Here is a 25,808-nt window from a genome sequence, read left to right as displayed (position 1 = left end):
GTCCCGGCTTTCGCCGGGACGGCGATCTAGCCCGCTTGCGCCGGCTCCCACAATTCGATCGGATTGCCTTCGGGGTCGTGGACGCGCGCGAAGCGGCCGACTGACGGATCGTCCCACTCCTTCTTGGTGATCACCTCCTCGCCGGCGGCGCGGAACGGCGCGAGCACCGCGTCGAGATCGTCGACGCGCAGGTTGATCATGAACTGGCGGTCGGCCGGGAAATAGTCGGTGTCGGCCTTGAAAGGCGAAAAGACCAGCGGTCCGCCGGTCACCGTCCACACCCATTGATTGGCCGGCGCGCTGTCGTCGGCGCTGCATCCGCCGCCGACGCCGAGACGGTCGCGATACCAGTCGCTGAGCGCGGCAGGATCGCGCGCGCGGAAGAACAGGCCGCCGATGCCTTTGACATGCCCCATGGAAACGCCTCCTTCGCCTTGTGAGCAGAAGAAGCTAGCGCGCCACGCCTAGCGAATCCACTCGCCGCTCTTCTGATATTCCTCGCGGATCTGACCCGACTGGTTGAGCCGCGGATCGCTGTAGGCCGGCGGCGTGGGCGCCGCGGGCGCCGAAGGGGACGGTGCCGCGGTCTGTGCGGGCGCGCTCAGCGTGCCGGGCAGCGGTGCGGGGCCGCCCGCGGGCAAGGGATCGACCGCGGCGGCGGGCAACAGGGGGGCGCCCGGGATCGGCCCCTTCTTCAGGATCGCAAGCTGCTGCGCGACCGGAAGATAGGGGCCAGGCACCGGCTCGCGGCCCAGATAGGGCGCGCGGAACGCGTCGGGCATGCCCCAGCGGCCGCGCCAGCGGTGGAAGATATGGGCGCCGACGATGTTGGTCATCACCAGGCTCTTGCCCCAGCGCGGCCAGATTGCGGTGGTGTGATAATGGGTGGCGAGCCCGACGCCGGGAAACACGGCGCCGTTCAGAGCCGCCGATGCAATGCGGCTCGCACGCAGCCAGTTGTCGCGGCTCGGCGCGCGCGCCATCGCGCCGTCGCACGAGAAGGTGAACTGGCACACGCCGGCGCGTTCGGAACCCTGAAAGACGACGCCGCACACCGTGCCCGGAAAGCTCGGGTGGCGCACGCGATTGAGTATCGTCTGCGCCACGCCGCGCATCCCGTCATCGCTTTCGGAGGCCGCCTCGTAATAGAGGGCGGAGGTAAGGCAATAATGCGCGCGTTCGCGGTCGAGCGCGGTGACGCCGCGAAAGACATAGGACTTAGCCGCTGGGCCGACGAAGGCTTCGTCGCGAAGCTGCGCCGGATCGGCGGGCGGCAGTGCGGTCGCATCCGCATAGCCGACGCTGCTGGGATCGGGCAGCGTCGGGTCGATCTTGAGTGCGTCGGCATAGCTGTCCGAATTCATCACCGCCCAGCGCGTCGGGTCATAGGGTTTGAAGGTCAGCGGCACTGACACGCTGTAGGGGCCGAAGCCGCGCGGGCGGAACTGCCCGCTCGACAGCGCGAGCGCTACGCTGGCGACAAGCACCGCGGCGAGCAGGCCGATCCAGAAGTTGCGCCCCGGACCCGCCGCCGCAGCGGCCGCGCGCGGCGCACCGCGCCAGGCGGCGCGGGCATCGGCATAGCCAGGGGCGTCGAGGTTGAGTTCGGGTTTCATGCGCGCGTCAAAATCCGGTGCCCCGCCCGATCGGCCGATTCGCCCGGGCGGCTGCGATCCCTGCTTATGCCGCGAGGTGCGAATAAAAGATTGCTCCGTCTGTGCGCTGTCCCGCAGCGGGACAGGAGAGGAAAGCGGCGGCGGTCAGGGGTGGATATCGGCCTGATACCAGCCGTGCCGCTCTGTCACCGTCATCGGCAGCCCGAACAGGCGCGTCAGGCTGTCGCCGGTCAGCAGATCGGCCTTCGCGCCGTCGCGGTCGAGGCGGCCGCCGCGCAGCATCACGATGCGGTCGATCTCGGGCAATATCTCCTCGATATGATGGGTAATCAGCAGCAACGCGACCCCGCTGCGCGCGACGCCGCGCAGCATGTCGAGGAAATGATGCCGCGCCGCGGGGTCGAGCCCGGCGCACGGCTCGTCGAGCAGCAGCGCGCGAGGGCGGTGCGCAAGCGCGCGGGCGATGAGGACGCGGCGGGCCTCGCCCGTGGACAGGCTCGCCATGCTGCGCCCGATCAGATGCTGCGCGCCGACATCGCCGAGCGCCGCCACTGACACATCGACCATCGCCTGCGTATAGCTTTGATGCGCCCACAGCCCGCGCGAGGCGAAAAAGCCCGAGACGACGCAGTCAAGCACCTCCAGCGGCGGCTCGGCGTCGAAGTCGAGCTGCATCGTCGACGACACAATGCCGAGCAGCTTGCGCAGATCGAAGACGTTCCAGCTGTCCTGCCCGAAGATGCGGACGTCGGCACCCCAGGCGGGATAGAGCTGGCGCGCGATCAGCTTGACCAAGGTCGATTTGCCCGACCCGTTGGCGCCAAGGATCGCGGCGCTCTCGCCCGCCGGAATGGTCAGCGCAGGCAGATCGAGAATGCACGCCTCGTCGGCCATGACGCGGACGTTCGACAGCGCAAGCAGGGGAGAATCGTCAACCATGCCGGCGCGTTGAGCATGACCGTGCGAGCGAGGGAAGGGGAAAGGAGAGGGAGAGGCCGCTTTGAGGGCGGGGAGTCCCCGCCAACGCTATTTTCAGTTCGATCTCATGCAATTCCGTGTTCGGCGACCTTGATTAGCAGGTCGGCACCTTCTTTGCGGTTCGCTGTTTCGGGCATTCCCTTGTTTACGAGATCGCCGAGCTTCTCTGCGAAAGGACTGCATTGTTGAAAGCGATACAGGTTCGCTTCACCGTGCGCAGGTTCAATATCGGTGGACCGCCAACCCGCTCTTTCCATGTCGCTTTTTAGGTACTGCCAATGGACTTCGTATGCCTCAAACACGACGAAGTTGCTTTGCTGCATTCTTTGGCCCGCAATATGGTCAAATAGTGGTCTAGCAAGCCAGGCAACCCCGACTGCCAGCACTAGCGCCAATGCTACTACCAGTTCGATCCAGTCGAGTAACAGTTCCATCGCATCGAGGCCTCTGGTTAATTGGCTACCTGTATGACGACCAAGCCCTAAGGAGTCCCTAAGTCCGCAATCGGTCGATGCTGTTGAAAAAGGCCCGAAGGGGGTTTTGGCGGGCAATATCGGAATCAAACAAGGGGCCTATGCGCATCGCTCGTTCGCGCAGTCGAGGCTTCGTGAATCCTTCTGACTGAAATTCTACAGGCGCATCGCCGCGGCCGACTTTTTCAACAGCATCGGTCCTTAACTGCCATCCATGCCGATCCGGCCAGACGACCCCAACCGACCGGAAAGCCGCCCACCCCAATCTCCGCTTGCCGACTCCCCGCAACGCGCCTATATGCACGCTCACTCCTAGACATGGCTAGCCAGATAGGACGTCGGGGCCGCGGGCCGCGGCGGCCGTAAACGCATGGCTTTTCCTGTCGCGATATTTGGGAATGTAGCTTGGTCGATTTCGACGTCCTCAATGCGATCATCGCGCCCGAAGCCGAGGCGATGGGCCTCGCGCTCGTGCGCGTCGCCTTTTTCGGCGGCGAGGAAGACCCTACGCTGCAGGTGATGGCCGAACGGCCCGATACGCGCCAGCTGACGATCGACGATTGCGCCGATCTGTCGCGCCGTATTTCGGACCGGCTCGACGCGCTGGAGGAAGCGGGCGAGGACCCGATCGAAGGCGCCTATCGCCTCGAAGTGTCGTCGCCCGGGATCGACCGCCCGTTGACGCGTCCCGCCGACTTTACCGACTGGGCGGGGCATGAGGCGAAAGTCGCGCTGAAGGAAAAGCGCGACGGGCGCCTGCGCTTCAACGGCGAACTCGCCGGCATCGACGCCGGCATCGTCACGATTTTCGACAAGGAAGGGGTCGAGCACAAGCTGCCGTTCGACGCGATCGACACGGCCAAGCTCGTCCTCACCGACAAACTGATTGCCGCAACCGTCCCGCTCTCGATCGAGGGTGCCGACGACATGGAAGAAGAAGGACAGGACTGATGGCCACTGCCATTTCCGCCAACAAGGCCGAACTGCTCGCGATCGCCAACAGCGTCGCCAGCGAGAAGATGATCGACAAGGGCATCGTCATCGAGGCCATCGAGGAAGCGATCCAGCGCGCGGCGCGCGCCCGCTACGGCGCCGAGAACGACATCCGCGCCAAGCTCGACGCGCAGACCGGCGACCTGCGCCTGTGGCGCGTCGTCGAGGTGGTCGAACAGGTCGACGATTATTTCAAGCAGGTCGACCTTGCCGCCGGCCAGAAGCTGCAGAAGGATGCGAAGGTCGGCGACTTCATCGTCGATCCGCTGCCCGCGGTTGACCTCGGCCGCATCGACGCCCAGTCGGCGAAGCAGGTGATTTTCCAGAAGGTCCGCGAAGCCGACCGCGAGCGCCAGTTCGAGGAATATAAGGACCGCGCGGGCGAGATCATCACCGGCGTCGTCAAGTCGGTCGAATTCGGCCACATCGTCGTCAACCTGGGCCGCGCCGAAGGCGTGATCCGCCGCGATCAGCAGATCCCGCGCGAACTGATGCGCGTCGGCGACCGCGTCCGCGCGCTGATCCTGTCGGTGCGCCGCGAAAATCGCGGACCGCAGATTTTCCTCAGCCGCGCGCACCCCGACTTCATGAAGAAGCTGTTCGCGCAGGAAGTCCCCGAAATCTACGACGGCATCATCGAGATCAAGGCCGCGGCGCGCGATCCGGGCAGCCGTGCCAAGATCGGCGTCATCAGCTATGACGGCTCGATCGACCCCGTCGGCGCATGCGTCGGCATGAAGGGCAGCCGCGTTCAGGCGGTCGTCCAGGAAATGCAGGGCGAAAAGATCGACATCATTCCCTGGTCGGAAGACACCGCGACCTTCGTCGTCAACGCGCTTCAGCCCGCGACGGTGCAGCGCGTCGTCATCGACGAAGATGACGGCCGTATCGAAGTCGTCGTTCCCGACGATCAGCTCAGCCTCGCCATCGGGCGCCGAGGCCAGAACGTCCGTCTCGCCAGCCAGCTGACCGGCAAGCAGATCGACATCATGACCGAGGCCGACGCGAGCGAAAAGCGTCAGCGCGAATTCGTCGAACGCTCGACGATGTTCCAGGAAGAACTCGACGTCGACGAAACGCTCGCGCAGCTGCTCGTCGCCGAAGGCTTCGGCGAACTCGAAGAAGTCGCTTATGTGCCGCTCGACGAACTGGCGAGCATCGAAGGCTTCGACGACGAACTGGCCGAAGAGCTGCAGAGCCGTGCGACCGAAGCGCTCGAACGCCGCGAAGAAGCCGCGCGTCAGGAACGCCGCGGACTTGGCGTCGAGGATGATCTGGCCGAACTGCCGCACCTGACCGAAGCGATGCTCGTCACGCTCGGCAAGGCCGGGATCAAGACGCTCGACGATCTTGCCGATCTCGCAACCGACGAACTGATCGCGAAGAAGCGCAGCGAGAATCGCCGCGGCCCGGCGCGCGAGCGTTCGGAACGCGCCGAGGACAAGGGCGGCGTGCTCGGTGAATATGGCCTGTCGGAAGAACAGGGCAACGAGATCATCATGGCGGCGCGCGCGCACTGGTTCGACGACGAACCGGCTGCCGAAGCCGAAGCCCAGACCGGGGAGGCCGCCGATGCGGACCCCGCGCAATGATCAGCTAAGCCAAACCGACCGCGCGGGTAAGCGCGGACAGCACGCGCCCGAAAGGCGCTGTGTGGTAACCGGCTACGTGGCGCCGGCCGGACGGCTCGTGCGCCTCGCGCTCGGGCCCGACGGCATGATCGCGCCCGACGTGCTCGGCAAGGCGCCGGGGCGCGGCGCGTGGATCGGCGTCGACCGCGAAGCGCTCGAAGCGGCGCAGGCAAAGGGCAAGCTCAAGGGTGGGCTGGCGCGGGCGCTGCACGAAGGCGCCTTCACGATTCCCGACGATCTGGGCGCGCGGATCGAGGCGCAACTCGCGCGTGCGACGCTCGACCGGCTGGGGCTTGAGGCGCGCGGCGGAATGCTGATCCTCGGCAGCGAGCGGATCGAGGACGCGGCACGCCGCGGACAGGTCCGCCTGCTCCTGCATGCGCAGGATGCCGGCGAAGACGGGCGAAAGAAACTGGCACAGGCGTGGCGGGGCGGCGAGGATCACGAAGGGTCCGGCCGTGAGGGGACGGTCTTGCCGGTGGACCGATACACCCTATCTATGGCATTGGGGCGTGAAAATGCGGTGCATCTGGGCGTGACCGACGCCCGTGCCGCTGACCGGGTGCTGGCGCATTTGAGCCGCTGGCAGTTTTTCACCGGATGGTTTAGGGACGCGGCCAACCGCGTTTCCGATCAGGATTCCCGCACGGCGGGGAATGGGATGGCGTCCAGGGAGCCCGACACGGACTCTCCGGTTTCGGACGCGTATTGAAGGAATAAGACGTTTCGATGAGTGACGAACAGGACAAGCCGACTCTGACCCGCAAGCCCCTGGGGCTGAAGCGTACGGTAGAGGCCGGACAGGTGCAGCAGCAATTCAGCCACGGCCGCCGCAATACGGTGGTGGTCGAGGTGAAGCGCCGCCGCGTGCTTGGCCGTCCCGGCGAAGCGGCGCCCGCGCCCGAGGCTGAAGCGGTCGAGGCCGCGCCCGCACCCGCGCCGAAGCCGGCTGCACCCGCACCGGCGCCCAAGCCTGCCGCGCCCAAGGCCGACAGCCTGATGTCGCGTCAGGAGCGCCAGACGCAGTTGCTGCGCGAAGCCGAAGAGGCGCGTCTCGCCGCGCTTGAAGAAGCGCGCCGCCGCGAAGAGGCTGAACGTGCCCGTGCTCTGGAAGAAGAGCGCGCGCGTGCCGCCGAAGCGCGGGAAGAAAAATCCAAGGCTTCCGAGGAAGCGCCCGCTCCGGCTGCGGCCGAGCCCGCCGCCGAAGCGCCGGCCGCGCCCGCTGCCGAAGCCAAGCCGGCCGAAGCCGCGCCGCGCGCCGCCACGACGAGCAGTGCTGCGCCCGCGCCGCGTCGCTTCACGCCGGTCGAGGCGCCGAAGCGTCCCGAACCGAAGCGCGCCGAACAGAAAAAGGAACATCGCGGCGATCACCGGCGCCAGTCGGGCAAGTTGACCGTCACGCGTGCGCTCAACGAGGATGAAGGCGCGCGTGCGCGCAGCCTCGCCGCGCTGAAGCGCGCGCGCGAAAAGGAAAAGCGCTCGCATCTGACGCCGAGCGGGCCGCGCGAAAAGCAGGTTCGCGAAGTCGTCGTTCCCGACACGATCACCGTGCAGGAACTGGCGAACCGCATGGCCGAAAAGGGCGCCGATCTCGTCAAGGCGCTGTTCAAGATGGGCATGATGGTCACCGTCAACCAGACGATCGACCAGGACACCGCCGAACTGCTCGTCACCGAATTCGGGCACGAGATCAAACGCGTCAGCGAAGCCGATGTCGATATCCGCAACGATCAGGACGTCGATGCGCCCGAACAGATGAAGCCCCGCGCGCCGGTGGTCACCATCATGGGCCACGTCGATCACGGCAAGACCAGCCTGCTCGACGCGCTGCGCGGCACCAGCGTCCAGTCGGGCGAAGCCGGTGGCATCACCCAGCATATCGGCGCCTATCAGGTGAAGACCCCCGACGGGAGCCAAGTCACCTTCCTCGATACGCCGGGCCACGAAGCCTTCACCGAAATGCGCGCGCGCGGTGCCAATGTCACCGATATCGCCGTACTGGTGGTGGCGGCCGACGACGGGCTGAAGCCGCAGACGATCGAATCGATCAACCATGCGAAGGCAGCCGGGGTGCCGATCATCGTGGCGATCAACAAGGTCGACAAGGAAGGCGCGAACCCGCAGCGCGTGCGCGAGCGCCTGCTCGAGCACGAGATCGTCGTCGAGGAAATGGGCGGCGACGTCCAGAATGTCGAAGTTTCGGCGCTCAAGAAGACCGGGCTCGACAAGCTGCTCGACGCGATAGCGCTTCAGGCCGAGATCATGGAGCTCAAGGCCAACCCCGACCGTTCGGCCGAAGGGACGGTGGTCGAGGCGAAGCTCGACAAGGGCCGCGGCCCCGTTGCGACGATCCTCGTCCGCCGCGGGACCTTGAAGGTCGGCGACATCTTCGTCTGCGGCGCCGAAAGCGGCCGCGTCCGCGCGCTCGTCAACGATCAGGGCCAGCAGATCAAGGAAGCCGGTCCGTCGATGCCGGTCGAGGTTCTTGGCCTCGGCGGGGTCCCGATGGCGGGCGACACGCTGACCGTCGTCGAGAATGAGGCGCGCGCGCGCGAAGTCGCCGCCTATCGTCAGGAACAGGCGCTCAAGAAGCGGACGGCGCAGGCGCCGGTCAGCCTCGAAGGCATGTTCTCGGCGCTCGCCGACAAGGCCAATGTCATCGAATATCCAGTGGTCATCAAGGCCGACGTGCAGGGCAGCGTCGAAGCGATCGTCAACGCGCTCAACAAGCTGTCGACCGACGAAATCCGCGTCCGCGTGCTCCATTCGGGCGCCGGCGCGATCACCGAAAGCGACGTGACGCTGGCGGCGGCGACGAATGCGCCGATCATCGGCTTCAACGTCCGCCCCAACGCCAAGGCGCGCGAGATCGCGAACCGCGAAAAAGTGCGCTTCATGTATTATGACGTCATCTATCACCTGACCGAGGAAGTCGCGAAGGAGATGGCAGGCGAGCTGGGTCCGGAACGCGTCGAAACCGTCGTCGGCCGCGCCGAGGTCAAGGAAGTCTTCCCGGCCGGCAAACGCGACAAGGCCGCTGGCCTGCTGGTGCTCGAAGGCATCATCCGCAAGGGGCTCCACGCGCGTCTCACGCGCGAGGACGTCATCGTCTCGGCAACGACCATCGCGTCGCTCCGCCGTTTCAAGGACGATGTCGCCGAAGTGCGCGCGGGCCTGGAATGCGGCGTCGTGCTGGCGGATACCAACGACATCAAGCCGGGCGATCACCTCGAAGTCTTCGAGGTCGAGGAACGCGCGCGGACGTTGTGATCGAACCATCGCCGCACCCCTGCATGCGCGGGGGTGCGGCAGGATATTGAGCGATGCGGCATAACGAAAAACCCGAAGGCCCCTCGGTCCGCGTCCTGCGCGTGGGCGAACAGGTGCGCCATGTGCTGAGCGAGATACTTCAGCGCGGCGACGTGCATGACGATGTCCTCGCGACGCATCCGGTGAGCGTGACCGAAGTGCGCATGTCGCCCGACCTACGCCATGCCACGATATTCGTGAAGCCGCTGCTCGGCCGCGACGAGGAGGCGGTGCTGAAGGCGCTGCGCACCAACACCGCCTATCTCCAGCGCGAAGTTGCGCACCGCATCCGCATGAAATATGCGGCGAAGCTCAAATTTCTCGCTGACGAAAGCTTCGACGAGGCGAGCCACATCGACCAATTGCTGCGCGACCCCAAGGTGGCGCGCGACTTGGGCGGCGGCGAGGGCGAAATTCAAGATTGAGCCCCGATGACGGGTTGGTGGGACCGGATAGGGGCTAATTTCCCTTCGGCGTCTTGATCCCTGCTGCGGCCTCCAGCTCGACCAGCGCTTCCTCCAGATAGTCGATCATCCGCTGCGCGTGCGGCACGCTGCGGCGGCAGGCGGTGATGCCGAAGTCGATGTTCCTGAAATTCGACACCTGCGTGATGTTCATCGCCATGCCGTCGACGGGGATGCTCGCGGGATACATGCCGTCGAGCCGCGCGCCGTTCCAGTACATCTGCTCGCGCGGGCCGGGGACGTTGGAGATGGTCGCCGAATAGGCGGGGAATCTGTCGGCGGTGCGCGTCAGCGCGGTGAGCATCTGCGGGAAATTGGTGATCGCGGTATAGAGCTGGATCTGCTGCGCGGTCATCGCGCGCAGCTGCGCCTTGGCGGCGTTCATCGACGACTGGATCGCCGCCATGCGTTCGGCGGGATCGTCGATATGGGTGGCGAGATTGGCCGTCACCGACGCCACCGAATTACCCGAATCGATATCGTCCTTGGGGCGGATCGAGACCGGCGCCATGGCTTTCAAAGGCTTGTCGGGCAGCTCGTTGAGCGATTGCAGATATTTGCGCATCGCGCCCGCGCACATGCCCAGCACCGCGTCGTTGATCGTCCCGTCATAAGCCTTGCCGACCGCGCGGACGCGTTCGAGCGACCAGCTTTGCGCAACGAAGCGGCGGGCGCCGGTGATGTTGCGGTTGAAGCTGGTGCGCGGCACGCCGGCAAAGGGGGTGACCAGCCCTTCGCCGCCGATCCCGAACATCGCCGCGACATATTGGTTGAGCGCCTTGGTCACGCCGAGGCTGTTGCCCCATTGCTCCTTCAGAAACTCGCCGATCGCGGCGATGTCGGTCAGGCTGGGGCGCGGCGGCTTTTTGGGCGACGGGAATTTGCGCTTATAGGCTTCATAGGCCTCGACCGACAGCGGCGAGCAGGTCCGCCGTTCCTTGGGGTCGGGCGAGAACATCGAATTGTAGAAATGGATGCTCGCCGCGCCATCCATCAGCGCATGATGCACCTTCTTGAACGTCGCGATCTGCCGATTGGGCAGCCCTGAGATCAGCGTGATCTCCCATAAGGGGCGGGTGCGGTCGAGCAGGCTGGAATGGAGGCGCGAGGCGAGTTCGAACATCTCGCGGTAGCGCCCAGGCTTGGGCAGCGCGGCCGAGCGCACATGATAGTGCATGTCGATGTCGCGGTCGGGTTCGAGCCGGATCGGGCCGTACTGGCCGAGCGGGGTGAGTTTCAGCACCTCGCTGAACGGCCGCCGCAGCCCTTCCGACTGGCGCAACAGTGCGAGCTGTTCGTTCAGCCAGTCGGTTTCGTCGACATCGTCGGGCAGCGTGTAGAGGTTGATGCCGCCGATGTGCATCGGCATTTCGCGACTTTCCCCCCACAGGAACATCGCATCGGTCACCGGCATCAATCGCATTGCAGCTCTCCCCACTGTTAATGCTGCATCTTTTGTGCGCAGCATGACAGCGGGGGCGGGCGAGTCAAGCTGCGGTGTCGGCGGCTGCCGGCGCGCGGCGGGTGTCAGACGTGGGGCAGCACCATCCTGCGCGTGATGTCGGGGTCGCGGTCGCGGTGGACCGCGATGCCGGTAAGCAGACTTTCGGCGATCATCCGCGCCCGCGCGCCGACCAGCGCGACCGCCCCTTCGCTCGGCGCCACATCGCGCAGCGTGGCATAGAAGAGCCCGAGCCAATGCTGGAAATGGCTCTCGCCGATGGTCGGGATCGCAAGATGCCGGGCCATCGGATTGCCGGTGAAATTGCCGGCGCCGAGCAGGATCGACTGCCAGAAGCGGTTCATCTGCGCGAGATGCCCGGGCCAGTCGTGGATGCGGTCGTCGAAGATCGGGCCAAGCAGGGCGTCGCGCCGGATCGCGGCGTAGAAGCGATCGACGAGCGTTGCGATAAAGGCTTCATCGACCCCCATCGCGATGGCGGCGGCGCGCCGGTCCTCGCGCGCAGCGATGGCATGGGGGTGGGCGGGGACGGTCTTCTTCATCGCCTCGACTCGATAAACGGCATTTCATTTGCCGCTTTATCGACCTTGCGCATAAAAGCAATATTTCATATACCTATTTTATGCGATTGAGCCTTCACAGCGACTATGCGCTGCGCATCCTGATGGCGCTGGCGGCGACTGGGCGCCAGATGTCGGTCGACGAGATCGCCGGCCAATATGGCGTGTCGCGCAACCATCTCGCCAAGGTGGCGCAGCGGCTGCAGGCGCTCGGCTATGTCGCGGCGCAGCGCGGACGCGGTGGCGGGCTGACGCTCGCCAGGGCGCCCGAGACGGTGATCGTCGGCGCGGTGATGCGCGAGCTCGAAAGGCTGGACGGCTTTGTCGAGTGTATGAACCCCGCGACTTCAGCCTGCCCGGTGCGCGGCGGCTGCGGATTGCAGGGCGCGCTCGCCGGGGCACTGGCAGCCTTCGCCGCGCATCTCGACGGCTATACCCTCGCCGATCTGTTGCCGCAGCCGGCGCGTTTTCGCGCGCTGCTCGGCGCCGCCTGATTGGGCTTGCGCGGCGCCGCCGAGGCGGTATCGCTCAAGCCATGGCCAAGCTCTATTTCTATTATGCCAGCATGAACGCGGGCAAGTCGACGACGCTGCTGCAGGCGGATTTCAACTATCGCGAGCGCGGGATGGAAACGATGCTGTGGACCGCCGCGCTCGACGACCGTTACGGCGCCGGGCAGATCACCAGCCGCATCGGCCTGCTTGCCGAGGCGCATAAATTCGATCCCGAAAGCGATTTGTGGGCGGCGGTGAGCGACGAGCATCGTCAGCGCCCGCTGGCCTGCGTGCTCGTCGACGAGGCGCAGTTCCTTACGAAAGATCAGGTGTTCGCGCTGGCACGGCTCGCCGACGAGGCGGATATTCCGGTGCTCTGTTACGGGCTGCGCACCGATTTCGCGGCCGATCTCTTTCCCGGTTCGGCGGCGCTGCTCGGTATCGCCGACGCGCTGGTCGAACTCAAGGCGGTGTGCGAATGCGGGCGCAAGGCGACGATGAACCTGCGCGTCGATGCCGCCGGCCGTGCGGTGGTCGCGGGGGCGCAGACCGAGATTGGCGGCAACGACCGCTATGTCGCCATGTGCCGCCGCCATTTCATGGCCAAGCGCCGGGCTGCGGCAGAGGCTTTGCGAGAGGCGGGCGCCGATGCTTGACCGGCTTTATGTCGAACTGACCGACGGCGACCTCCGGCTCGTCAAGCTGGCCGAGCCGCACCGCGAGGCGCTGCGCGCCGCCTGCGCCGCCGATACCGATATCTGGCCGATCTATTCGTCGAGCTTCGATTCCGATCATTTCGACACGAGCTTCAACGCGCTGATCGGGCATGAGAGCCGGATGCCCTATGCGATCGTCGACGGCGATCGGCTGGTCGGCATGACCGCTTATCTGCGTCCCGATGTGTCGGCGCAGACGGTGGAGATCGGCAACAGCTATATCGAGCCCGCCGCGCGCGGGACTGGCCTCAATGGCCGCGTCAAACGACTGATGCTCGACCATGCCTATGCCGTCGGCATTCGCCGCATCGAATTCCGCATCGATGAGCGCAACAAGCGCAGCCAGGCGGCCGTCACCAAGCTCGGCTGCACCAAGGAAGGGGTGCTGCGCGCTGAGCGGATCACCTGGACCGGCTTTGTCCGCGACACCGGCCTGTGGTCGCTGCTCGCCGATGAATGGCGCACAGGAAGCTGAAGTTGGTGGGAGCGTGGCAAGCGGGTCAGCGCCGGTTCAGCATCGACCCGCTAAGCCGTGTGCCGGGATGGGCCTCCATCTGGAAAGGTTCGTTATGAACAGATTATTCGCACTCTCCCTGGCCGCCGCCTTGCTTCCCCTTTCGGCAACTGCGGCGGCCGAAGGGGCACCGCAGGAATCGCGCGCGCTGGGCGTCGAAACCGGCATCAGCTTTCCCAGCAACGCGACGATCCGCACCTTTCAGGCCGATGGCGAGGATGGCGTGTGGATTCAGGACAGCCGCCGCGACTGGTATTATGCCACCTTCTTCGGTCCGTGCCGCGACATCGATTTTGCGCAGGCGATCGGCGTCGACACGCGCGGAACCTCGCGGCTCGACAAGTTCGCGTCGCTTCTGGTGCGCGGTGAACGCTGCGCGATTTCGTCTTTCGTGACATCGGCGCCGCCGCCGACCAAGGAAGAGCGCAAGGCAGCGCGCGAGGCGGAGAAAGCCGCCAAGGCCGCAGCGGACGCCGCCAAGTCGAATTGAGCCCGATCGAATCGATCCCGGTCGAATTGACAAGCATCGCCCGCGCGGCCTAGCCCGCGCGGCGATGAACGGATGGATCATAATGGACAAGCCCGTCGGGCTCGGCTCGACGCAGGCGGTTGCCGCAGTCAAGCGCGTGTGCCGCGAAGCCGGGCTGGGCAAGGTCAAGGTCGGCCATGGCGGGACGCTCGACCCGCTTGCCTCGGGCGTGCTGCCGATCGCGATCGGCGAGGCGACGAAGCTGTGCGGGCGCATGCTCGACGCGAGCAAGGTCTATGATTTCACGATCGAGTTCGGGACCGAGACCGCCGGGCTCGACGCGGAGGGCGACGTCGTTGCGACCAGCGACGTGCGGCCGCGGCTTTCGGAAATTGCTGCGGTTCTGCCGCGCTTTACCGGCGCGATGGAACAGGTGCCGCCCGCCTATTCGGCGATCAAGATCGACGGCGAGCGCGCCTATGACCGCGCGCGCGCCGGCGAAACGGTCGAGATGAAGGCGCGGGCGGTGATGATCCACTCTCTTCGTCATTCCGGACTTGCTGAGGCATATGTTGCCGAGGGCGCCGAATGGACCCCGGATCAAGTCCGGGGTGACGAAAGTGGAGAGGCGGAGCGGCTCGATTCCATCACGCTCACGGCGCATGTTTCGAAGGGTACCTATATCCGCAGCCTCGCGCGCGACATTGCGCGGGCGGTCGGGACGGTCGGGCATGTCACCATGTTGCGCCGGACGAAGGCAGGGCCGTTCGCGCTCGATCAGGCGATTTCGCTGGACAAATTGAACGCTTTCGGCCAAGGGGCCGCCCAATCAGAGATATTTCTGCCGCTGGAGGCAGGGCTGGTCGACATCCCGGCTCTGGACCTTTCCCCGGAAGCGGCAGGGGCGATCCGTCAGGGTCGTGTCTGGACCGGGGGAAGCACGCAGGACGGGCTCTATTGGGGACGCGACGCCGACGATCGGCCCGTGGCATTGATAGAGGCTTTGGCGGGAACGCTGAAGGTCGTGCGGGGCTTCAATCTGTAACAGGATGTTCGAAGGAAGAAACACATGTCGATTACCGCCGAACGCAAGGCCGAACTCATCAAGGAACATGCCCGCGAAAAGGGTGATACGGGTTCGCCCGAAGTGCAGGTCGCGATCCTGACCGACCGCATCAACACGCTGACCGGCCATTTCAAGTCGCACGCCAAGGACAATCACAGCCGTCGCGGGCTGCTGATGATGGTCAACAAGCGCCGCAGCCTCCTCGACTATCTCAAGAAGAAGGACGAGGGACGCTACACCGACCTGATCGCGAAGCTGGGTCTTCGCAAGTAAGACCATGAGGGCGGCTCCGGGTTCGGGGCCGCTTTCATTTTTGCCGTTCGCAAGAGCGGCGTGGAGAGGAGCCGCCGCAATCCGGCGCCGGCTTCCGAAAACCAGGGGCAGACAGACGCCCCGACCCGCCCGGGCCGGATTGCCCGGAACAGAGGCCCCGCCCGGCATAGGGCCCGGCGGGCGAAGGAAATTCCATGTTTGACGTGAAAAAAGTATCGATCGAGTGGGGCGGTGAAACGCTGACTCTCGAAACGGGCAAGGTTGCCCGTCAGGCCGACGGCGCCGTGATGGCGACACTGGGCGAAACGGTCGTTCTGTGCGCCGTGACCGCTGCCAAGTCGGTAAAGGAAGGGCAGGACTTCTTCCCCCTGACCGTCCATTATCAGGAAAAATATTCGGCCGCGGGGCGCATCCCCGGCGGCTTCTTCAAGCGCGAACGCGGTGCGACCGAAAAGGAAACGCTGGTCAGCCGTCTGATCGACCGTCCGATCCGCCCGCTGTTCCCCGAAGGCTTCTACAACGAGATCAATGCCATCGCTCAGGTGCTGAGCTATGACGGCCACAATGAACCCGACATCCTCGCGATGGTCGCGGCCTCGGCCGCGCTCACCATTTCGGGCGTCCCCTTCATGGGTCCGATCGGCGCTGCGCGCGTCGGCTATCTCGACGGCGAATATATCCTCAATCCGACCGACGAACAGGTTGCCGAAGGCGACCTCGACCTCGTCGTCGCCGCGACGCACGACGCGGTGATGATGGTCGAATCCGAAGCGAACGAGCTGTCGGAAGAGATCATGCTCGGCGCCGTGATGTTCGCGCACGATGCGTGCCGTGAAGTCGTCAAGGCGATCATCAAGCTTGCCGAACAGGCTGCCAAGGAACCCTGGGAAATCGCATCGTCGGACGACAATGCCGCGATCAAGGACAAGCTCAAGAAGCTGATCGGCAAGGACATCGCCGCCGCCTACAAGCTGACCGACAAGTCGGCCCGTTCGAACGCGCTCAACGAAGCGCGCGCGAAGGCGAAGGAACAGTTTGCAGCCGACGGCCTCAGCCCGCAGGAAGTCATGGCCGGCATCAAGCTGACCAAGAAGCTGGAAGCCGAAATCGTCCGCACCGCCATCCTGAAGGACGGCAAGCGCATCGACGGCCGCACGACGACGCAGATTCGTCCGATCGTCGCCGAAACGCACTTCCTGCCGCGCGCGCACGGTTCGGCGCTGTTCACCCGCGGTGAAACCCAGACGATCGCGACCTGCACGCTGGGTACCAAGGAAGCCGAACAGATGATCGACGGCCTCAACGGCCTGTCGTATCAGAACTTCATGCTGCACTATAACTTCCCGCCCTATTCGGTCGGCGAAGTCGGCCGCTTCGGCGCGCCGGGCCGCCGCGAAGTCGGCCACGGCAAGCTGGCGTGGCGTGCGCTGCACCCCGTGCTGCCGAAGAAGGAAGATTTCCCCTACACCATCCGTCTTACCAGCGACATCACCGAATCCAACGGTTCGTCGTCGATGGCGTCGGTGTGCGGCGGCAGCCTCGCGATGATGGATGCCGGCGTGCCGATCGCGCGCCCGGTGTCGGGTATCGCGATGGGCCTGATCCTCGAAGGCCAGGATTTTGCGATCCTGTCGGACATTCTGGGTGACGAAGATCACCTCGGCGACATGGACTTCAAGGTGGCGGGCACGTCCGAAGGCATCACCACGATGCAGATGGACATCAAGATTGCCGGCATCACCAAGGAAATCTTCGAAAAGGCGCTGGCGCAGGCCAAGGAAGGCCGTGCGCACATCCTCGGCGAAATGAACAAGGCGCTCGGCGAAGCCCGTAGCGAATTGTCGGCGCATGCGCCGCGTATCGAAACGATCACGATCGACAAGTCGAAGATCCGTGACGTCATCGGCACCGGCGGCAAGGTCATCCGCGAAATCGTCGCGACGACCGGCGCCAAGGTGGACATCGACGACGAAGGCACGATCAAGATCGCCTCGTCGGATACCGCGCAGATCGAAGCCGCCAAGGCGTGGATCCTCGGCATCGTCGAAGAAGCCGAAGTCGGCAAGATCTATAACGGTAAGGTCGTGAACCTCGTCGATTTCGGTGCATTCGTGAACTTCATGGGCGGCAAGGACGGCCTCGTCCACGTGTCGGAAATCAAGAACGAACGCGTCGAAAAGGTCGCCGACGTTCTGTCCGAAGGCCAGGAAGTCAAGGTCAAGGTCCTCGAGATCGATCCGCGCGGCAAGGTCCGCCTGTCGATGCGCGTCGTCGATCAGGAAACCGGCGAGGAACTGGAAGACACGCGTCCGGCGCGCGAACCCCGCGAACCGCGCGGTGATCGTGGTCCGCGCCGTGACGGCGGCGATCGCGGCGACCGTGGCCGTGGCGGCCGCGATCGCGGCCCCCGCCGCGATGGCGGCGACCGCGGCCCGCGTCGCGAACGCAGCGAAGACGGTCCGGAAGATCAGGGCCATGTGCCCGACTTCCTGAAGGACTGATCCTTCGACTCTCGAACCAATCGAAGGGGCCGCGAAAGCGGCCCCTTTTCTTTTGGGCGCTGTCGGCCTCCGGGTGGGGAGAGAGGCGTCGGCCTGCCCGTCGAAACATTTGGACCGGGCCCGAAACGGGGCGGTGCTTGGGGGGCGGCGGCTATGCGCCCGGAGTCCGGACGCTATTCCTCGGTCCGGATCAGGATCATCTCGCCGATCAGCGCGAACAGGATGAACGGGCCCCATGCGGCGAGGAAGGGGGAATAGGCGCCGAGGTCGCCCATCGCGAGCGCGAAATTGTCGGCGACGAAATAGGCGAAGCCCAGCGCCATGCCGATGATTGCACGCACGAACAGCTTGCCCGATCGCGCCAGGCCGAATGCCGCGACGGCGCCGAGTAGCGGCATCAGGACCGCCGACAGCGGCCCCGAAATCTTGTGCCACAACACGCCTTTCAGCGCATCGACGGGTCGCCCCGCTGCCTCGAGATCGCCGATTGCCGCCTTGAGCTCGGTGAAGGGCAGTTGATCGCCGTCGACCTGCGCCAGGGTGAACTGGTCGGGACGCACGCCCGGCGCGGCGACGATGGTGCCGAGCGGCTGGACGATACCGGCGCGGCGCAGGAAGCGCTTGGCGTTGGTGAGTTCCCACCCACCCGCGACCGGCCGCGCGCTGTCGCCCGAAAGTATCGAGGACAATACGCCCCCCGACCGTTCATAGATGCGCACGCCGTGCAGCGTGATCGCTGTTCCGGTACCGCTGACGGTCGCGGCGTTGATCAGATTGTTGCCGTCGCGAACCCATATGTTCGACCGAATCCCGGTGTCTTTCGGAATCTGCGCATATTCGACCTTCTGCCAGGCGGCGAGCGCCGCGGTCGCGCGCGTCACGATCCTTTCGTTGAAGCCGAAGCTGATCGCGGCAACGAACAGCGCGGCAAGGAACAGCGGCGCCAGCACCTGATGCGCCGACATGCCCGACGCCTTCATCGCGATGACCTCGCTGTTCTGGTTGAGCGTGATCAGCGTCAAGATCGTCCCGAGCAGGACGGAGAAGGGCAGAAAGGTCTCGATGATCTGCGGCAGGCGCAGCCCGACATAGCGCCACACGTCGCTGTCGCTGTTGCCTGCGACCGACAGGATCTTGCCGCTCTCGCCGAGAAGGTCGAGCGTCTGGAGTACGAGCACGAGCGCGAACAGGATCGCGAAGCTGCGCACCAGAAACAGCCGCCCGACATAGAGCGCCATGGTTCGCGACGGAAAGAAATGGAGCTGGTTCATCGTCAGATATGCTGCTGCTTGCGCTGGAACAGGCGGATGAAGGCGCGGACTTTCTGCCCGGCCTTGGCCGCGACGCGCTCGAGCGCGCCGATTGGTTGGCCGCCGGGGACATGCGCCACCGTATAATACATCCACACCGCAAGCGCGCCGAACAGCAGCAGCGGAATCCACAGCGCCAGCAGCGGATCGACCGCACCGCGCGCGCCCAGCGCTTCGGCATATTCGTTGATCTTGTGCTGGGTGACGAGCAGCACGATCGACAGGAAGACGCCCAGCGAACTTGTCGATCGCTTGGGCGGAATTGCCAGCGCGATCGCCATCAGCGGGATGAAGAACATCGACACCACTTCGACGATCCGGAAGTGGAAATTCGCGCGCGATTCGAGCCGCGTCGCCAGCGGTTCGGCCTGGTCGTGACCGACGACGAGCAATTCGGGGATCGTCAGTTCGCGATCGGCGCCGCCGCGGGTGCGGAACGCCTCGATCTTGGGTAGCGGAATCGGCAGGTCGTGACTGTCGAAGGTCAAGACCCGCGGCACCGCGAATTTCGGCGATTCATGGATCAGCACGCCGCGCGTCAGGCGCAGGATGATCGTGTCGGGATCGTCGGTGGCAAGAAACTGTCCCTCGGCGGCGGTTGCCGAAACGCTTTGCCCGTCCTTGTTCTCGCCGCGCACGAAGATGCCGCGCAGATTGCGCCCCTCGTTATAGCTCTGCTCGATGCGCAGCGTCATCCGGCTGCCCAATTTGGTGAATTCGCCGACCTTGATCGACGCGCCGAGCGCGCCCGACCGCAATTCGAAGCGCAGCCCTTCATAGGCGTAGCGCGCATAGGGCTGGATAAAGCCGACGATCGCGAGGTTGAGCAGCGCCAGCGCGAAGGCAAAGGCATAGGGCATGCGCATCAGCCGTCCGAAGCTCATCCCTACCCCGCGCAGCACGTCGAGCTCGCTCGATGTCGCGAGCCGGCGGAAGGCGAGCAGGATGCCGAGCATCAGCCCGATCGGGATGCCAAGCGACAGATATTCTGGGATAAGATTGGCGAGCATCCGCCACACGACGCTCACCGGCCCGCCTTCGGTCGCGACGAAATCGAACAGGCGCAGCATCTTTTCCAGCACCAGCAGCATGGCCGAAAGGACCAGCGTACCGAGCATGGGAAAGAAGATGAGCCGCGCGATGTAACGGTCGATGGCGGGCAGTCTATTCAATCTTTCGTCGCCCCATCACCATGATTTGGCCGCAAATGGTTCCGATATCCGGATTCAAGGGCAACAGGGACCCATGTCGGCTCGGTGCTGGCGTGGCTATAACCACTGGGAGCTAATGCGTCATGTCGAAATTTATCTCGGCGTCGCTCTGCGTGGCTCTGCTCGCCGTATCCGTGGCAGCAAACGCAGAGGGACAGGTTATCACCAACGACCTGTCGAAATGCCGGAGCGGTCCGTCCACCCTCGTCCACATCAACGGCGTGAAGGCCGGGACGGGCAAGATTCGTGTGCAAAGCTATCGTGCCACAGCGTCCGAATGGCTCGCCAAGGGGCGCTGGATCACCCGTGTCGAAGTGCCGGCACAGGCCGGGTCGATGACCGTTTGCGTGCCGCTGCCCGAAGCGGGCCACTATGGCATTGCGGTGCGCCACGACGTCAACGGCAACGGCAAGACCGATCTGACCTCGGACGGCGGCGGAATGTCGAACAACCCGAGCATCAACATCTTCAATCTCGGCAAGCCGAGCTACAAGAAGACGGGGTTCGATGTTGGCAACGCGCCGAAGACGATCTCGATCAACATGAAATATATGTAGGGGCTCGATGGCAAGCGTCGCCCTTCTTTCCAATCCGCGCTCAACGGGGAATCGTGCCCTGTTGCCGCGGGTTCGGGAATATTGCGCGGCGCACCCCGACATTTTTCATTACGAGGTCGAGGATGTCGACCAGATCGGTGAAGCGATTCGTACGATCGCGATGGTCAGCCCGCGCATCGTCGCGATCAACGGCGGTGACGGCACCGTTCAGGCCGCGCTGACCGAACTTTATTCGGGGGGCCATTTCGGCGGTTCGCCGCCGCCCGTCGCGGTGCTGCCGAACGGCAAGACCAACCTGATCGCGCTCGATCTGGGCGCCGAAGGCGATCCGATCAAGGCGCTCGAGCGCGTCGTCGAACTCGTGTCGAATGGCCGGCTCGAGGATCATGTCATTGAACGGCAGCTCATCGCGCTCGACAGCGGCGGCAATCGCCCCGTGCTCGGCATGTTCCTGGGTGGTGCCTATCTGGCCGACGTGATGCTCTATTGCCGCAATCGCATCTATCCGCTCGGCCTGCCCAACGGCCTGTCGCATGTGCTCGCCGCGATTCTTGGGCTTTTCGCGATCATCTTCGGCATTGGCGGCGGGCGCCTGCCGCCGAAGCCCGAGCCGCTGACCGTGTCGCTGATCCGACAGGGCCAGCTCAAGGGCAAATTCTCGCTGCTCATCGTCACGACACTGGAAAAGCTGCTGCTGAGTATCCGCACCAGCGATACGCACGGCGGCGACGGGCGGATGAAATTGCTCGCGGTCGACCGCAGCGTCGGCGCGCTGTTCCGCATGCTCGGGGCCACTTGGCGAGGGACCCTCGGCCAGCATCAGCTCGCCGGGGTCCATTTCGAACAGGGTGATGAGATCCGTATCGAGGGCGAACGCTCGAACGTGATCCTCGACGGCGAGATTTTCGAGGCAAAGCACGGCCGGCCGATCATCCTGACCTCGACCCAGCCGGTACCCTTCCTGCGCCTCGCCGCCTGAGCGCTCGCATGTCGGCGCATACCGATCTCGTCCGCGAAGAGCTTTCGACACCGGTCGATCCGCGCGTCGCTGCGATGGCGGCGGCGATCGCGGCCCGCTACCCGGGCAGCGCCCGCGCGGTACTCTTTTACGGCAGCTGCCTGCGCGAAAGCGAACTCGACGGGCTGATGCTCGATTTCTATCTGATCGTTTCGGACTATGGCGATGCCTATCCGAAGCGCTGGCTCGCGGCCGCCAACCGGCTTATCCCGCCAAACGTCTTTCCGTTCGAGCATGAGGGGCTGATCGCCAAATATGCGGTGCTCAGCGAAAGCGATTTTCACCGCCTGAACGGCCCTGAAACGCGCAACGTATCGGTCTGGGCGCGCTTTGCTCAGCCGTCGCGGCTCGTCTGGGCCGTCGACGATACCGCGCGGGACCGCGCGGTATCGGCGGTGGCACGCGCCGCGCCGACTTTGCTCGCTGCGGCGGGAGCGGTTGATGGCGAGGCGCCGCTCGATTGGTGGCGGCGCGCCTTTTCGTTGACCTATTCGGTCGAATTGCGCGCCGAACGCACCGGCCGGGCGCAGTCGGTCGTCGATGCCGACGCCGCGCGCTACGACCGCTTCAGCCTGCCGGCGATGGCGGCAATCCCGGCCGGTGCTACCGGTGGCGGCTGGGCGCGGCGGCGGATCGAGGGCAAGCTGCTCAGCATCGTGCGGCTCGCCAAGGCCAGCCTGACCTATGCCGGCGGGATCGATTATCTCGCCTGGAAGATCAACCGCCATGCGGGCACCAAGATAGAGATCAAGCCGTGGCAGCGCCGCTGGCCGCTCGTCGCCGCGCTGACGCTGGTGCCGCGCCTCGTGAAGAGCGGCGCAATCCGCTAGGAAGCGATGCGCTCCGGTGCGGGCGCATCGCTGCAGCGGCGGATCGCCTGTTCGAGCGCGTTCAGCGTAAAGGGCTTGCGCAGCACGTCATGGTCGCCAAAGCTTTCGAACTCGCTGGCATCGCCGGCGTAGCCGGTGACGAACAGCACCGACAGATCGGGCCAGCGTTCCTTCAGTTCTGCGACCATTTCGGGGCCGGTCAGGCCGGGCATCAGCACGTCGCTGAGAATCAGGTCGAACCCGCCATGCGCTTCGACCAGCCCGGCGGCGGCGCGCGGATCGTCGCAGGCGATCGCTTGATGACCAAGCTCGGTTACGGCGTCGACGGTGGCGGCCAGGACGCGCTCGTCATCCTCGACCACCAGAATGCGCATCGCGTCCGTCGGCGGTTCGCTCACCGCTGCATCGGAACCGCCCGCGGGCGCCGCCGCTTCGGCATGCGGCTTTGCGACGGGCAGCAGCATCGCAACGCGCGTGCCTTCGCCCTCGACCGAATGAATCTGCACCTCGCCGCCCGACTGGCGACAAAAGGCAAAGACCTGACTCATCCCCAGGCCCGTGCCCTGACCCGCGGGTTTCGTGGTGTAGAAGGGGTCGAACACGCGCTTGAGTACCTCGGGCGACATGCCGCAGCCGGTATCGATCACCTCCACCGCCAGCGCGGCGGTGTCGTCCTTTTCGTCGCGCAGGGTCCGGATCGTCAGCGACCCGTGCCCGTCCATCGCGTCGCGCGCGTTTACGGCAAGGTTGAGCAGCGCATTTTCGAATTGCTGCTTGTCAACCCAGCAGGCGAGCCCTTCGGTCTGAAGGTCGAGCGTCAGCGCGATACGGTCGCCGATCGTGCGCCCGATCAATTCCGAAAAGCCCGCGATGCAGGCGTCGATCGGCGTCATTTCGGGGCGCGCGGGTTCGGACCGTGCGAAGGCCAGCAGGCGGCGGGTCAGGTCGGCGGCGCGATTGGCCCCGTCCATTGCATTGCCAATGTGGCGCTGTGCCTTTTCGGGCGCTTCGCCGATCCACCGCTGCGCAAGTTCCAGCCCGCCTACGACGACAGCGAGCATATTGTTGAAATCATGCGCGATGCCGCCGGTCAACTGGCCGACCGCTTCCATCTTCTGCGCCTGGCGAAGCTGCTCCTCGGCGGCGGCGCGTTCGGCCATTTCGCTGCGCAGCGCGCTGTTCGCTTCGGCAAGCTCGGCCGTTCGCTCGTTCACCGCCGCCTCCAGCAGCATCGCGCGGTCGCTTTCGGCCAATTGTTCGCGCCGTGCCGCGCGGCGTTCGCTCTGGGCCCGAACGAGTGAGACGGTCGCTGCAATCGCGATCACGGCGGCGGCGGCGGCGAGCACGGTGAACAGCAGGATCGCCTGGTTCAGGCTGGCGCGGTCGGCGGCTGCAAGCTGGTTGCGGTTGGCAAGGATCGCGCGTTCGTTGCCGATCAATTCGGTCAGCAGCCGGTCGATGCGCAGCAGCGCGGCATCGTGTCCGGCGGCGTTATATTTCGAGATCGCGGCAATGGTCTGGTTGTAATTGGCGCTGAGCGCCGCATCGCCGAGCTGTGTCCCGCGCCGGTCGAGTTCGGCGGTCAGTGTCTTGACCAGCGCCGCCTGCTCCGGATTGTCGCGGACGTTGCGGCGGAGCAGCGCGAGATATTGCTGCGACAGCCCCCACTGCTGCTGAAAAACGCGACCGTCCTCCTTTTTCAGGCCGACAGCGAAGCGGCCGAGTGCCGCCTCGGCGCGCGCCAGCGCGGCATCGAGGCTGCGCGTCTGTGAAATCACTTCCAGGCTGTGCGCCTGCCAGCTCAGCGAGCGGTCATAATTGTCGTTGGCACGGCTCATCAACATGATGAGCGCGCCGACGACGCCCGTCAGCACCGCGCCCAGCCCGACGGTCAGCCAGAAGCGCAGCCGTTCGCGACGGCTCTCATTGTCGTGATCCAAATCCCGCTCGAACACGCTGATCTTCTATCCAACAAGCGTTCCGGGGCAAAGCGGTGAAGACCGCACGGCGCGGTGTTCCGCTCGGTTCGCCCCGAAAATGAATCCGCTGGTCGGCGGCGCGGCTCGGTTCAGCCGATAATTCCCACGCGCTTGCCCGCGCGCTCGAAGCGGCCGAGGATCTCGCTCACCTGCTCGCTCGAATGTTCAGCACATAGCGAGCAGCGCAGCAGCGTCATGCCCGCGGGGGTTGCGGGCGGGCGGGCGAGATTGACGTAGAGGCCTTCTTCGAGCAGCGCTTCCCACATCATCGCGCCCTTTTCGAGGTCGGGCATGATGACCGCGATGATCGCCGACTGCGGCTCTTCGGTACCCAGCGTGAAGCCGAGATCGCGCAGCCCCTTGTGCAGCGTCTTCGAATTTTCCCACAGATGCGCGCGCTTGTTCGACCCGTGCATCAGCTTGCGGATGCTCGTCGCCGCGGTCGCGACGACGCTCGGCGGCAGCGAGGCGGTGAAGACGTAAGGGCGGCAGACGAGGCGCAAGATCTCGAACTTCGGATGGTTCGACACGCAGAAGCCACCGACGGTGCCGACGCTCTTCGAAAAGGTGCCGATGATGAAGTCGACATCGTCGATCACGCCCTGCGCCTCGGCGACGCCGCGGCCATGTTCGCCAATGAAGCCCATCGAATGCGCCTCGTCGACCAGCACCATCGCGCCATTTTCCTTGGAGACGCGGATCATCTCCTTCAGCGGCGCCACGTCGCCGAGCATCGAATAGACGCCTTCGAGCACGACGAGCTTGCCGGCCTCGGCGGGCAGGCGCTTCAGCCGCTTTTCGAGCGCTTCGACATCGTTGTGGCGAAAAGCGACGATTTCGGCGTCGCCCATCTTGCATCCGTCATAGATCGACGCGTGGCTGTCGATGTCGAGGATGACATAGTCGCCCTTGCCGGCGATCGTCGAAATGATGCCGAGGTTCGCCTGGTATCCGGTCGAAAACACCATGGCATGATCCATGGCGTAAAATTCCTTCAGTGCGTCCTCGCACGCCTTGTGCCCCTGATAGGTGCCGTTGAGGACGCGGCTGCCGGTGGTGCCGCTGCCGAACTTCTCGAGCGCGTCCTTGCCCGCGGCGATGACATCCTCGTCGAAGGTCATGCCCATATAATTATAGGTGCCGAGCAGGATCGTCTCGCGCCCGTTGCAGATTGCGACGGTGGGCGAGAGCACTTTCTCCATCACCAGGCTGAACGGATCGGTCACGCCGGTCGCGAGCAGCGCCGCGCGCTGTTCGATGAGCGGATCGAATTTGGAGAAAAGGTCGGTCATATTCGTTTCTTCCGTGTGCCCCGGCGAAAGCCGGGGTCCAGATAGGTCGCGCGAGGTCGCGTTGACCCCGGCTTTCGCCGGGGAGCACAAGA

At 65.1% G+C, this 25,808-nt stretch carries 25 protein-coding genes; 15 read left to right on the top strand and 10 right to left on the bottom strand.

From position 1 onward, the window contains the following. Positions 1–26 precede the first annotated feature (26 nt). The 4 genes from P1IM2_RS00825 to P1IM2_RS00810 form a co-directional block, all read right to left on the bottom strand. The gene (locus tag P1IM2_RS00825) at positions 27–416 is read right to left on the bottom strand and encodes a VOC family protein (RefSeq protein WP_062900997.1); all 390 of its coding nucleotides are present in this window, start codon (positions 414–416) and stop codon (positions 27–29) included. Positions 417–464: 48 nt separating this feature from the next. Beyond that, positions 465–1,616 carry a cell wall hydrolase gene (locus tag P1IM2_RS00820; RefSeq protein ID WP_062900996.1) on the bottom strand — a complete coding sequence of 384 codons (1,152 nt, stop codon included), beginning with the start codon at positions 1,614–1,616 and terminating at the stop codon, positions 465–467. A gap of 144 nt (positions 1,617–1,760) precedes the next feature. Further along, positions 1,761–2,555, bottom strand: coding sequence for an ABC transporter ATP-binding protein (locus tag P1IM2_RS00815; RefSeq protein WP_062900995.1), 795 nt, complete (start codon positions 2,553–2,555; stop codon positions 1,761–1,763). A gap of 104 nt (positions 2,556–2,659) precedes the next feature. Further along, complete coding sequence (locus P1IM2_RS00810; protein ID WP_062900994.1) at positions 2,660–3,028, bottom strand: hypothetical protein; 369 nt, start codon at positions 3,026–3,028, stop codon at positions 2,660–2,662. Between the two features lie 444 nt (positions 3,029–3,472). On the opposite strand from P1IM2_RS00810, the gene rimP reads away from it, so the two are divergent. From rimP to rbfA, 5 genes are read left to right on the top strand one after another with little or no spacing between them, the layout of a single operon-like run. After that, a complete protein-coding gene (gene rimP, locus P1IM2_RS00805) occupies positions 3,473–4,018 on the top strand; it encodes a ribosome maturation protein RimP (RefSeq protein ID WP_062900993.1) in 546 nt (181 codons plus the stop codon). After that, complete coding sequence (gene nusA / locus P1IM2_RS00800) at positions 4,018–5,652, top strand: transcription termination factor NusA (protein ID WP_003042722.1); 1,635 nt, start codon at positions 4,018–4,020, stop codon at positions 5,650–5,652. The genes rimP and nusA overlap by 1 nt, the downstream gene beginning before the upstream one ends. Next, positions 5,633–6,403 (top strand): DUF448 domain-containing protein, encoded by a 771-nt coding sequence (locus P1IM2_RS00795; RefSeq protein WP_186401132.1) that lies wholly within the window; start codon positions 5,633–5,635, stop codon positions 6,401–6,403. The genes nusA and P1IM2_RS00795 overlap by 20 nt, the downstream gene beginning before the upstream one ends. A gap of 17 nt (positions 6,404–6,420) precedes the next feature. Continuing rightward, on the top strand, positions 6,421–8,961 hold the full coding sequence (gene infB / locus P1IM2_RS00790) for a translation initiation factor IF-2 (protein WP_062900991.1): 2,541 nt from the start codon (positions 6,421–6,423) through the stop codon (positions 8,959–8,961). A gap of 53 nt (positions 8,962–9,014) precedes the next feature. Beyond that, positions 9,015–9,425 carry a 30S ribosome-binding factor RbfA gene (gene rbfA, locus P1IM2_RS00785; RefSeq protein ID WP_186401131.1) on the top strand — a complete coding sequence of 137 codons (411 nt, stop codon included), beginning with the start codon at positions 9,015–9,017 and terminating at the stop codon, positions 9,423–9,425. A gap of 34 nt (positions 9,426–9,459) precedes the next feature. Here the strand turns inward: rbfA and P1IM2_RS00780 are convergent, their stop codons facing one another. Both P1IM2_RS00780 and P1IM2_RS00775 read right to left on the bottom strand, forming a co-directional pair. Further along, positions 9,460–10,887 carry a WS/DGAT/MGAT family O-acyltransferase gene (locus tag P1IM2_RS00780; RefSeq protein ID WP_186401130.1) on the bottom strand — a complete coding sequence of 476 codons (1,428 nt, stop codon included), beginning with the start codon at positions 10,885–10,887 and terminating at the stop codon, positions 9,460–9,462. Between the two features lie 104 nt (positions 10,888–10,991). After that, positions 10,992–11,468 carry a group III truncated hemoglobin gene (locus tag P1IM2_RS00775; RefSeq protein ID WP_186401129.1) on the bottom strand — a complete coding sequence of 159 codons (477 nt, stop codon included), beginning with the start codon at positions 11,466–11,468 and terminating at the stop codon, positions 10,992–10,994. Positions 11,469–11,548: 80 nt separating this feature from the next. Between P1IM2_RS00775 and P1IM2_RS00770 the strand changes: the two genes are divergently transcribed. The 7 genes from P1IM2_RS00770 to pnp all read left to right on the top strand — a co-directional run bounded on the left by P1IM2_RS00770 (position 11,549) and on the right by pnp (position 17,519). Then, positions 11,549–11,980, top strand: coding sequence for an RrF2 family transcriptional regulator (locus P1IM2_RS00770; protein WP_186401128.1), 432 nt, complete (start codon positions 11,549–11,551; stop codon positions 11,978–11,980). 41 nt (positions 11,981–12,021) lie between these two features. Then, positions 12,022–12,636, top strand: coding sequence for a thymidine kinase (locus tag P1IM2_RS00765; protein ID WP_186401127.1), 615 nt, complete (start codon positions 12,022–12,024; stop codon positions 12,634–12,636). Continuing rightward, positions 12,629–13,171, top strand: a complete 543-nt coding sequence (locus P1IM2_RS00760) for a GNAT family N-acetyltransferase (RefSeq protein ID WP_186401126.1) — start codon at positions 12,629–12,631, stop codon at positions 13,169–13,171. Before P1IM2_RS00765 ends, P1IM2_RS00760 begins: the two co-directional genes overlap by 8 nt. 94 nt (positions 13,172–13,265) lie before the next feature. Continuing rightward, the gene (locus P1IM2_RS00755; protein WP_062903008.1) at positions 13,266–13,700 is read left to right on the top strand and encodes a DUF6491 family protein; all 435 of its coding nucleotides are present in this window, start codon (positions 13,266–13,268) and stop codon (positions 13,698–13,700) included. Between the two features lie 64 nt (positions 13,701–13,764). Further along, entirely contained in the window at positions 13,765–14,724 is a 960-nt protein-coding gene (gene truB / locus P1IM2_RS00750; protein ID WP_186401125.1) for a tRNA pseudouridine(55) synthase TruB, read from the top strand. A 24-nt stretch (positions 14,725–14,748) separates the two neighbouring features. Then, positions 14,749–15,018: a 30S ribosomal protein S15 gene (rpsO, locus tag P1IM2_RS00745; protein WP_003042688.1), complete on the top strand. Its 270-nt coding sequence runs from the start codon at positions 14,749–14,751 to the stop codon at positions 15,016–15,018. A gap of 194 nt (positions 15,019–15,212) precedes the next feature. After that, positions 15,213–17,519: a polyribonucleotide nucleotidyltransferase gene (pnp, locus tag P1IM2_RS00740; RefSeq protein WP_062900983.1), complete on the top strand. Its 2,307-nt coding sequence runs from the start codon at positions 15,213–15,215 to the stop codon at positions 17,517–17,519. Between the two features lie 173 nt (positions 17,520–17,692). On the opposite strand, the gene lptG is transcribed toward pnp, so the two are convergent. Continuing rightward, entirely contained in the window at positions 17,693–18,790 is a 1,098-nt protein-coding gene (lptG, locus tag P1IM2_RS00735) for an LPS export ABC transporter permease LptG (protein ID WP_058811232.1), read from the bottom strand. A 2-nt stretch (positions 18,791–18,792) separates the two neighbouring features. Continuing rightward, complete coding sequence (gene lptF / locus P1IM2_RS00730) at positions 18,793–20,001, bottom strand: LPS export ABC transporter permease LptF (RefSeq protein WP_082819824.1); 1,209 nt, start codon at positions 19,999–20,001, stop codon at positions 18,793–18,795. A 122-nt stretch (positions 20,002–20,123) separates the two neighbouring features. On the opposite strand from lptF, the gene P1IM2_RS00725 reads away from it, so the two are divergent. From P1IM2_RS00725 to P1IM2_RS00715, 3 genes are read left to right on the top strand one after another with little or no spacing between them, the layout of a single operon-like run. Further along, entirely contained in the window at positions 20,124–20,597 is a 474-nt protein-coding gene (locus tag P1IM2_RS00725) for a DUF2141 domain-containing protein (protein WP_062900982.1), read from the top strand. A gap of 7 nt (positions 20,598–20,604) precedes the next feature. After that, positions 20,605–21,576, top strand: a complete 972-nt coding sequence (locus P1IM2_RS00720; RefSeq protein WP_003042677.1) for a diacylglycerol/lipid kinase family protein — start codon at positions 20,605–20,607, stop codon at positions 21,574–21,576. Between the two features lie 8 nt (positions 21,577–21,584). After that, the gene (locus P1IM2_RS00715) at positions 21,585–22,445 is read left to right on the top strand and encodes a hypothetical protein (protein ID WP_186401124.1); all 861 of its coding nucleotides are present in this window, start codon (positions 21,585–21,587) and stop codon (positions 22,443–22,445) included. On the opposite strand, the gene P1IM2_RS00710 is transcribed toward P1IM2_RS00715, so the two are convergent. Continuing rightward, on the bottom strand, positions 22,442–24,385 hold the full coding sequence (locus tag P1IM2_RS00710; protein WP_260833879.1) for an ATP-binding protein: 1,944 nt from the start codon (positions 24,383–24,385) through the stop codon (positions 22,442–22,444). The genes P1IM2_RS00715 and P1IM2_RS00710 overlap by 4 nt on opposite strands. A 128-nt stretch (positions 24,386–24,513) precedes the next feature. Beyond that, positions 24,514–25,716, bottom strand: a complete 1,203-nt coding sequence (spt, locus tag P1IM2_RS00705) for a serine palmitoyltransferase (protein ID WP_062900979.1) — start codon at positions 25,714–25,716, stop codon at positions 24,514–24,516. Between the last annotated feature and the right edge of the window lie 92 nt (positions 25,717–25,808).

The sequence above is a fragment of the Sphingopyxis sp. P1IMeth2 genome, assembly GCF_900185685.1.
In the GTDB taxonomy this organism is placed as follows: Bacteria; Pseudomonadota; Alphaproteobacteria; order Sphingomonadales; family Sphingomonadaceae; genus Sphingopyxis; species Sphingopyxis terrae_A.
This window is presented reverse-complemented; position numbering and strand designations above follow the sequence as displayed.

Coding starts and splice junctions, on each gene's coding strand:
- P1IM2_RS00825 (WP_062900997.1), bottom strand. CDS start 416: ATGGGGCATGTCAAAGGCATCGGCGGCCTGTTCTTCCGCGCGCGCGAT.
- P1IM2_RS00820 (WP_062900996.1), bottom strand. CDS start 1,616: ATGAAACCCGAACTCAACCTCGACGCCCCTGGCTATGCCGATGCCCGC.
- P1IM2_RS00815 (WP_062900995.1), bottom strand. CDS start 2,555: ATGGTTGACGATTCTCCCCTGCTTGCGCTGTCGAACGTCCGCGTCATG.
- P1IM2_RS00810 (WP_062900994.1), bottom strand. CDS start 3,028: ATGGAACTGTTACTCGACTGGATCGAACTGGTAGTAGCATTGGCGCTA.
- nusA (WP_003042722.1), top strand. CDS start 4,018: ATGGCCACTGCCATTTCCGCCAACAAGGCCGAACTGCTCGCGATCGCC.
- P1IM2_RS00795 (WP_186401132.1), top strand. CDS start 5,633: ATGCGGACCCCGCGCAATGATCAGCTAAGCCAAACCGACCGCGCGGGT.
- infB (WP_062900991.1), top strand. CDS start 6,421: ATGAGTGACGAACAGGACAAGCCGACTCTGACCCGCAAGCCCCTGGGG.
- rbfA (WP_186401131.1), top strand. CDS start 9,015: ATGCGGCATAACGAAAAACCCGAAGGCCCCTCGGTCCGCGTCCTGCGC.
- P1IM2_RS00780 (WP_186401130.1), bottom strand. CDS start 10,887: ATGCGATTGATGCCGGTGACCGATGCGATGTTCCTGTGGGGGGAAAGT.
- P1IM2_RS00775 (WP_186401129.1), bottom strand. CDS start 11,468: ATGAAGAAGACCGTCCCCGCCCACCCCCATGCCATCGCTGCGCGCGAG.
- P1IM2_RS00770 (WP_186401128.1), top strand. CDS start 11,549: ATGCGATTGAGCCTTCACAGCGACTATGCGCTGCGCATCCTGATGGCG.
- P1IM2_RS00765 (WP_186401127.1), top strand. CDS start 12,022: ATGGCCAAGCTCTATTTCTATTATGCCAGCATGAACGCGGGCAAGTCG.
- P1IM2_RS00760 (WP_186401126.1), top strand. CDS start 12,629: ATGCTTGACCGGCTTTATGTCGAACTGACCGACGGCGACCTCCGGCTC.
- P1IM2_RS00755 (WP_062903008.1), top strand. CDS start 13,266: ATGAACAGATTATTCGCACTCTCCCTGGCCGCCGCCTTGCTTCCCCTT.
- truB (WP_186401125.1), top strand. CDS start 13,765: ATGAACGGATGGATCATAATGGACAAGCCCGTCGGGCTCGGCTCGACG.
- rpsO (WP_003042688.1), top strand. CDS start 14,749: ATGTCGATTACCGCCGAACGCAAGGCCGAACTCATCAAGGAACATGCC.
- pnp (WP_062900983.1), top strand. CDS start 15,213: ATGTTTGACGTGAAAAAAGTATCGATCGAGTGGGGCGGTGAAACGCTG.
- lptG (WP_058811232.1), bottom strand. CDS start 18,790: ATGAACCAGCTCCATTTCTTTCCGTCGCGAACCATGGCGCTCTATGTC.
- P1IM2_RS00725 (WP_062900982.1), top strand. CDS start 20,124: ATGTCGAAATTTATCTCGGCGTCGCTCTGCGTGGCTCTGCTCGCCGTA.
- P1IM2_RS00720 (WP_003042677.1), top strand. CDS start 20,605: ATGGCAAGCGTCGCCCTTCTTTCCAATCCGCGCTCAACGGGGAATCGT.
- P1IM2_RS00715 (WP_186401124.1), top strand. CDS start 21,585: ATGTCGGCGCATACCGATCTCGTCCGCGAAGAGCTTTCGACACCGGTC.
- spt (WP_062900979.1), bottom strand. CDS start 25,716: ATGACCGACCTTTTCTCCAAATTCGATCCGCTCATCGAACAGCGCGCG.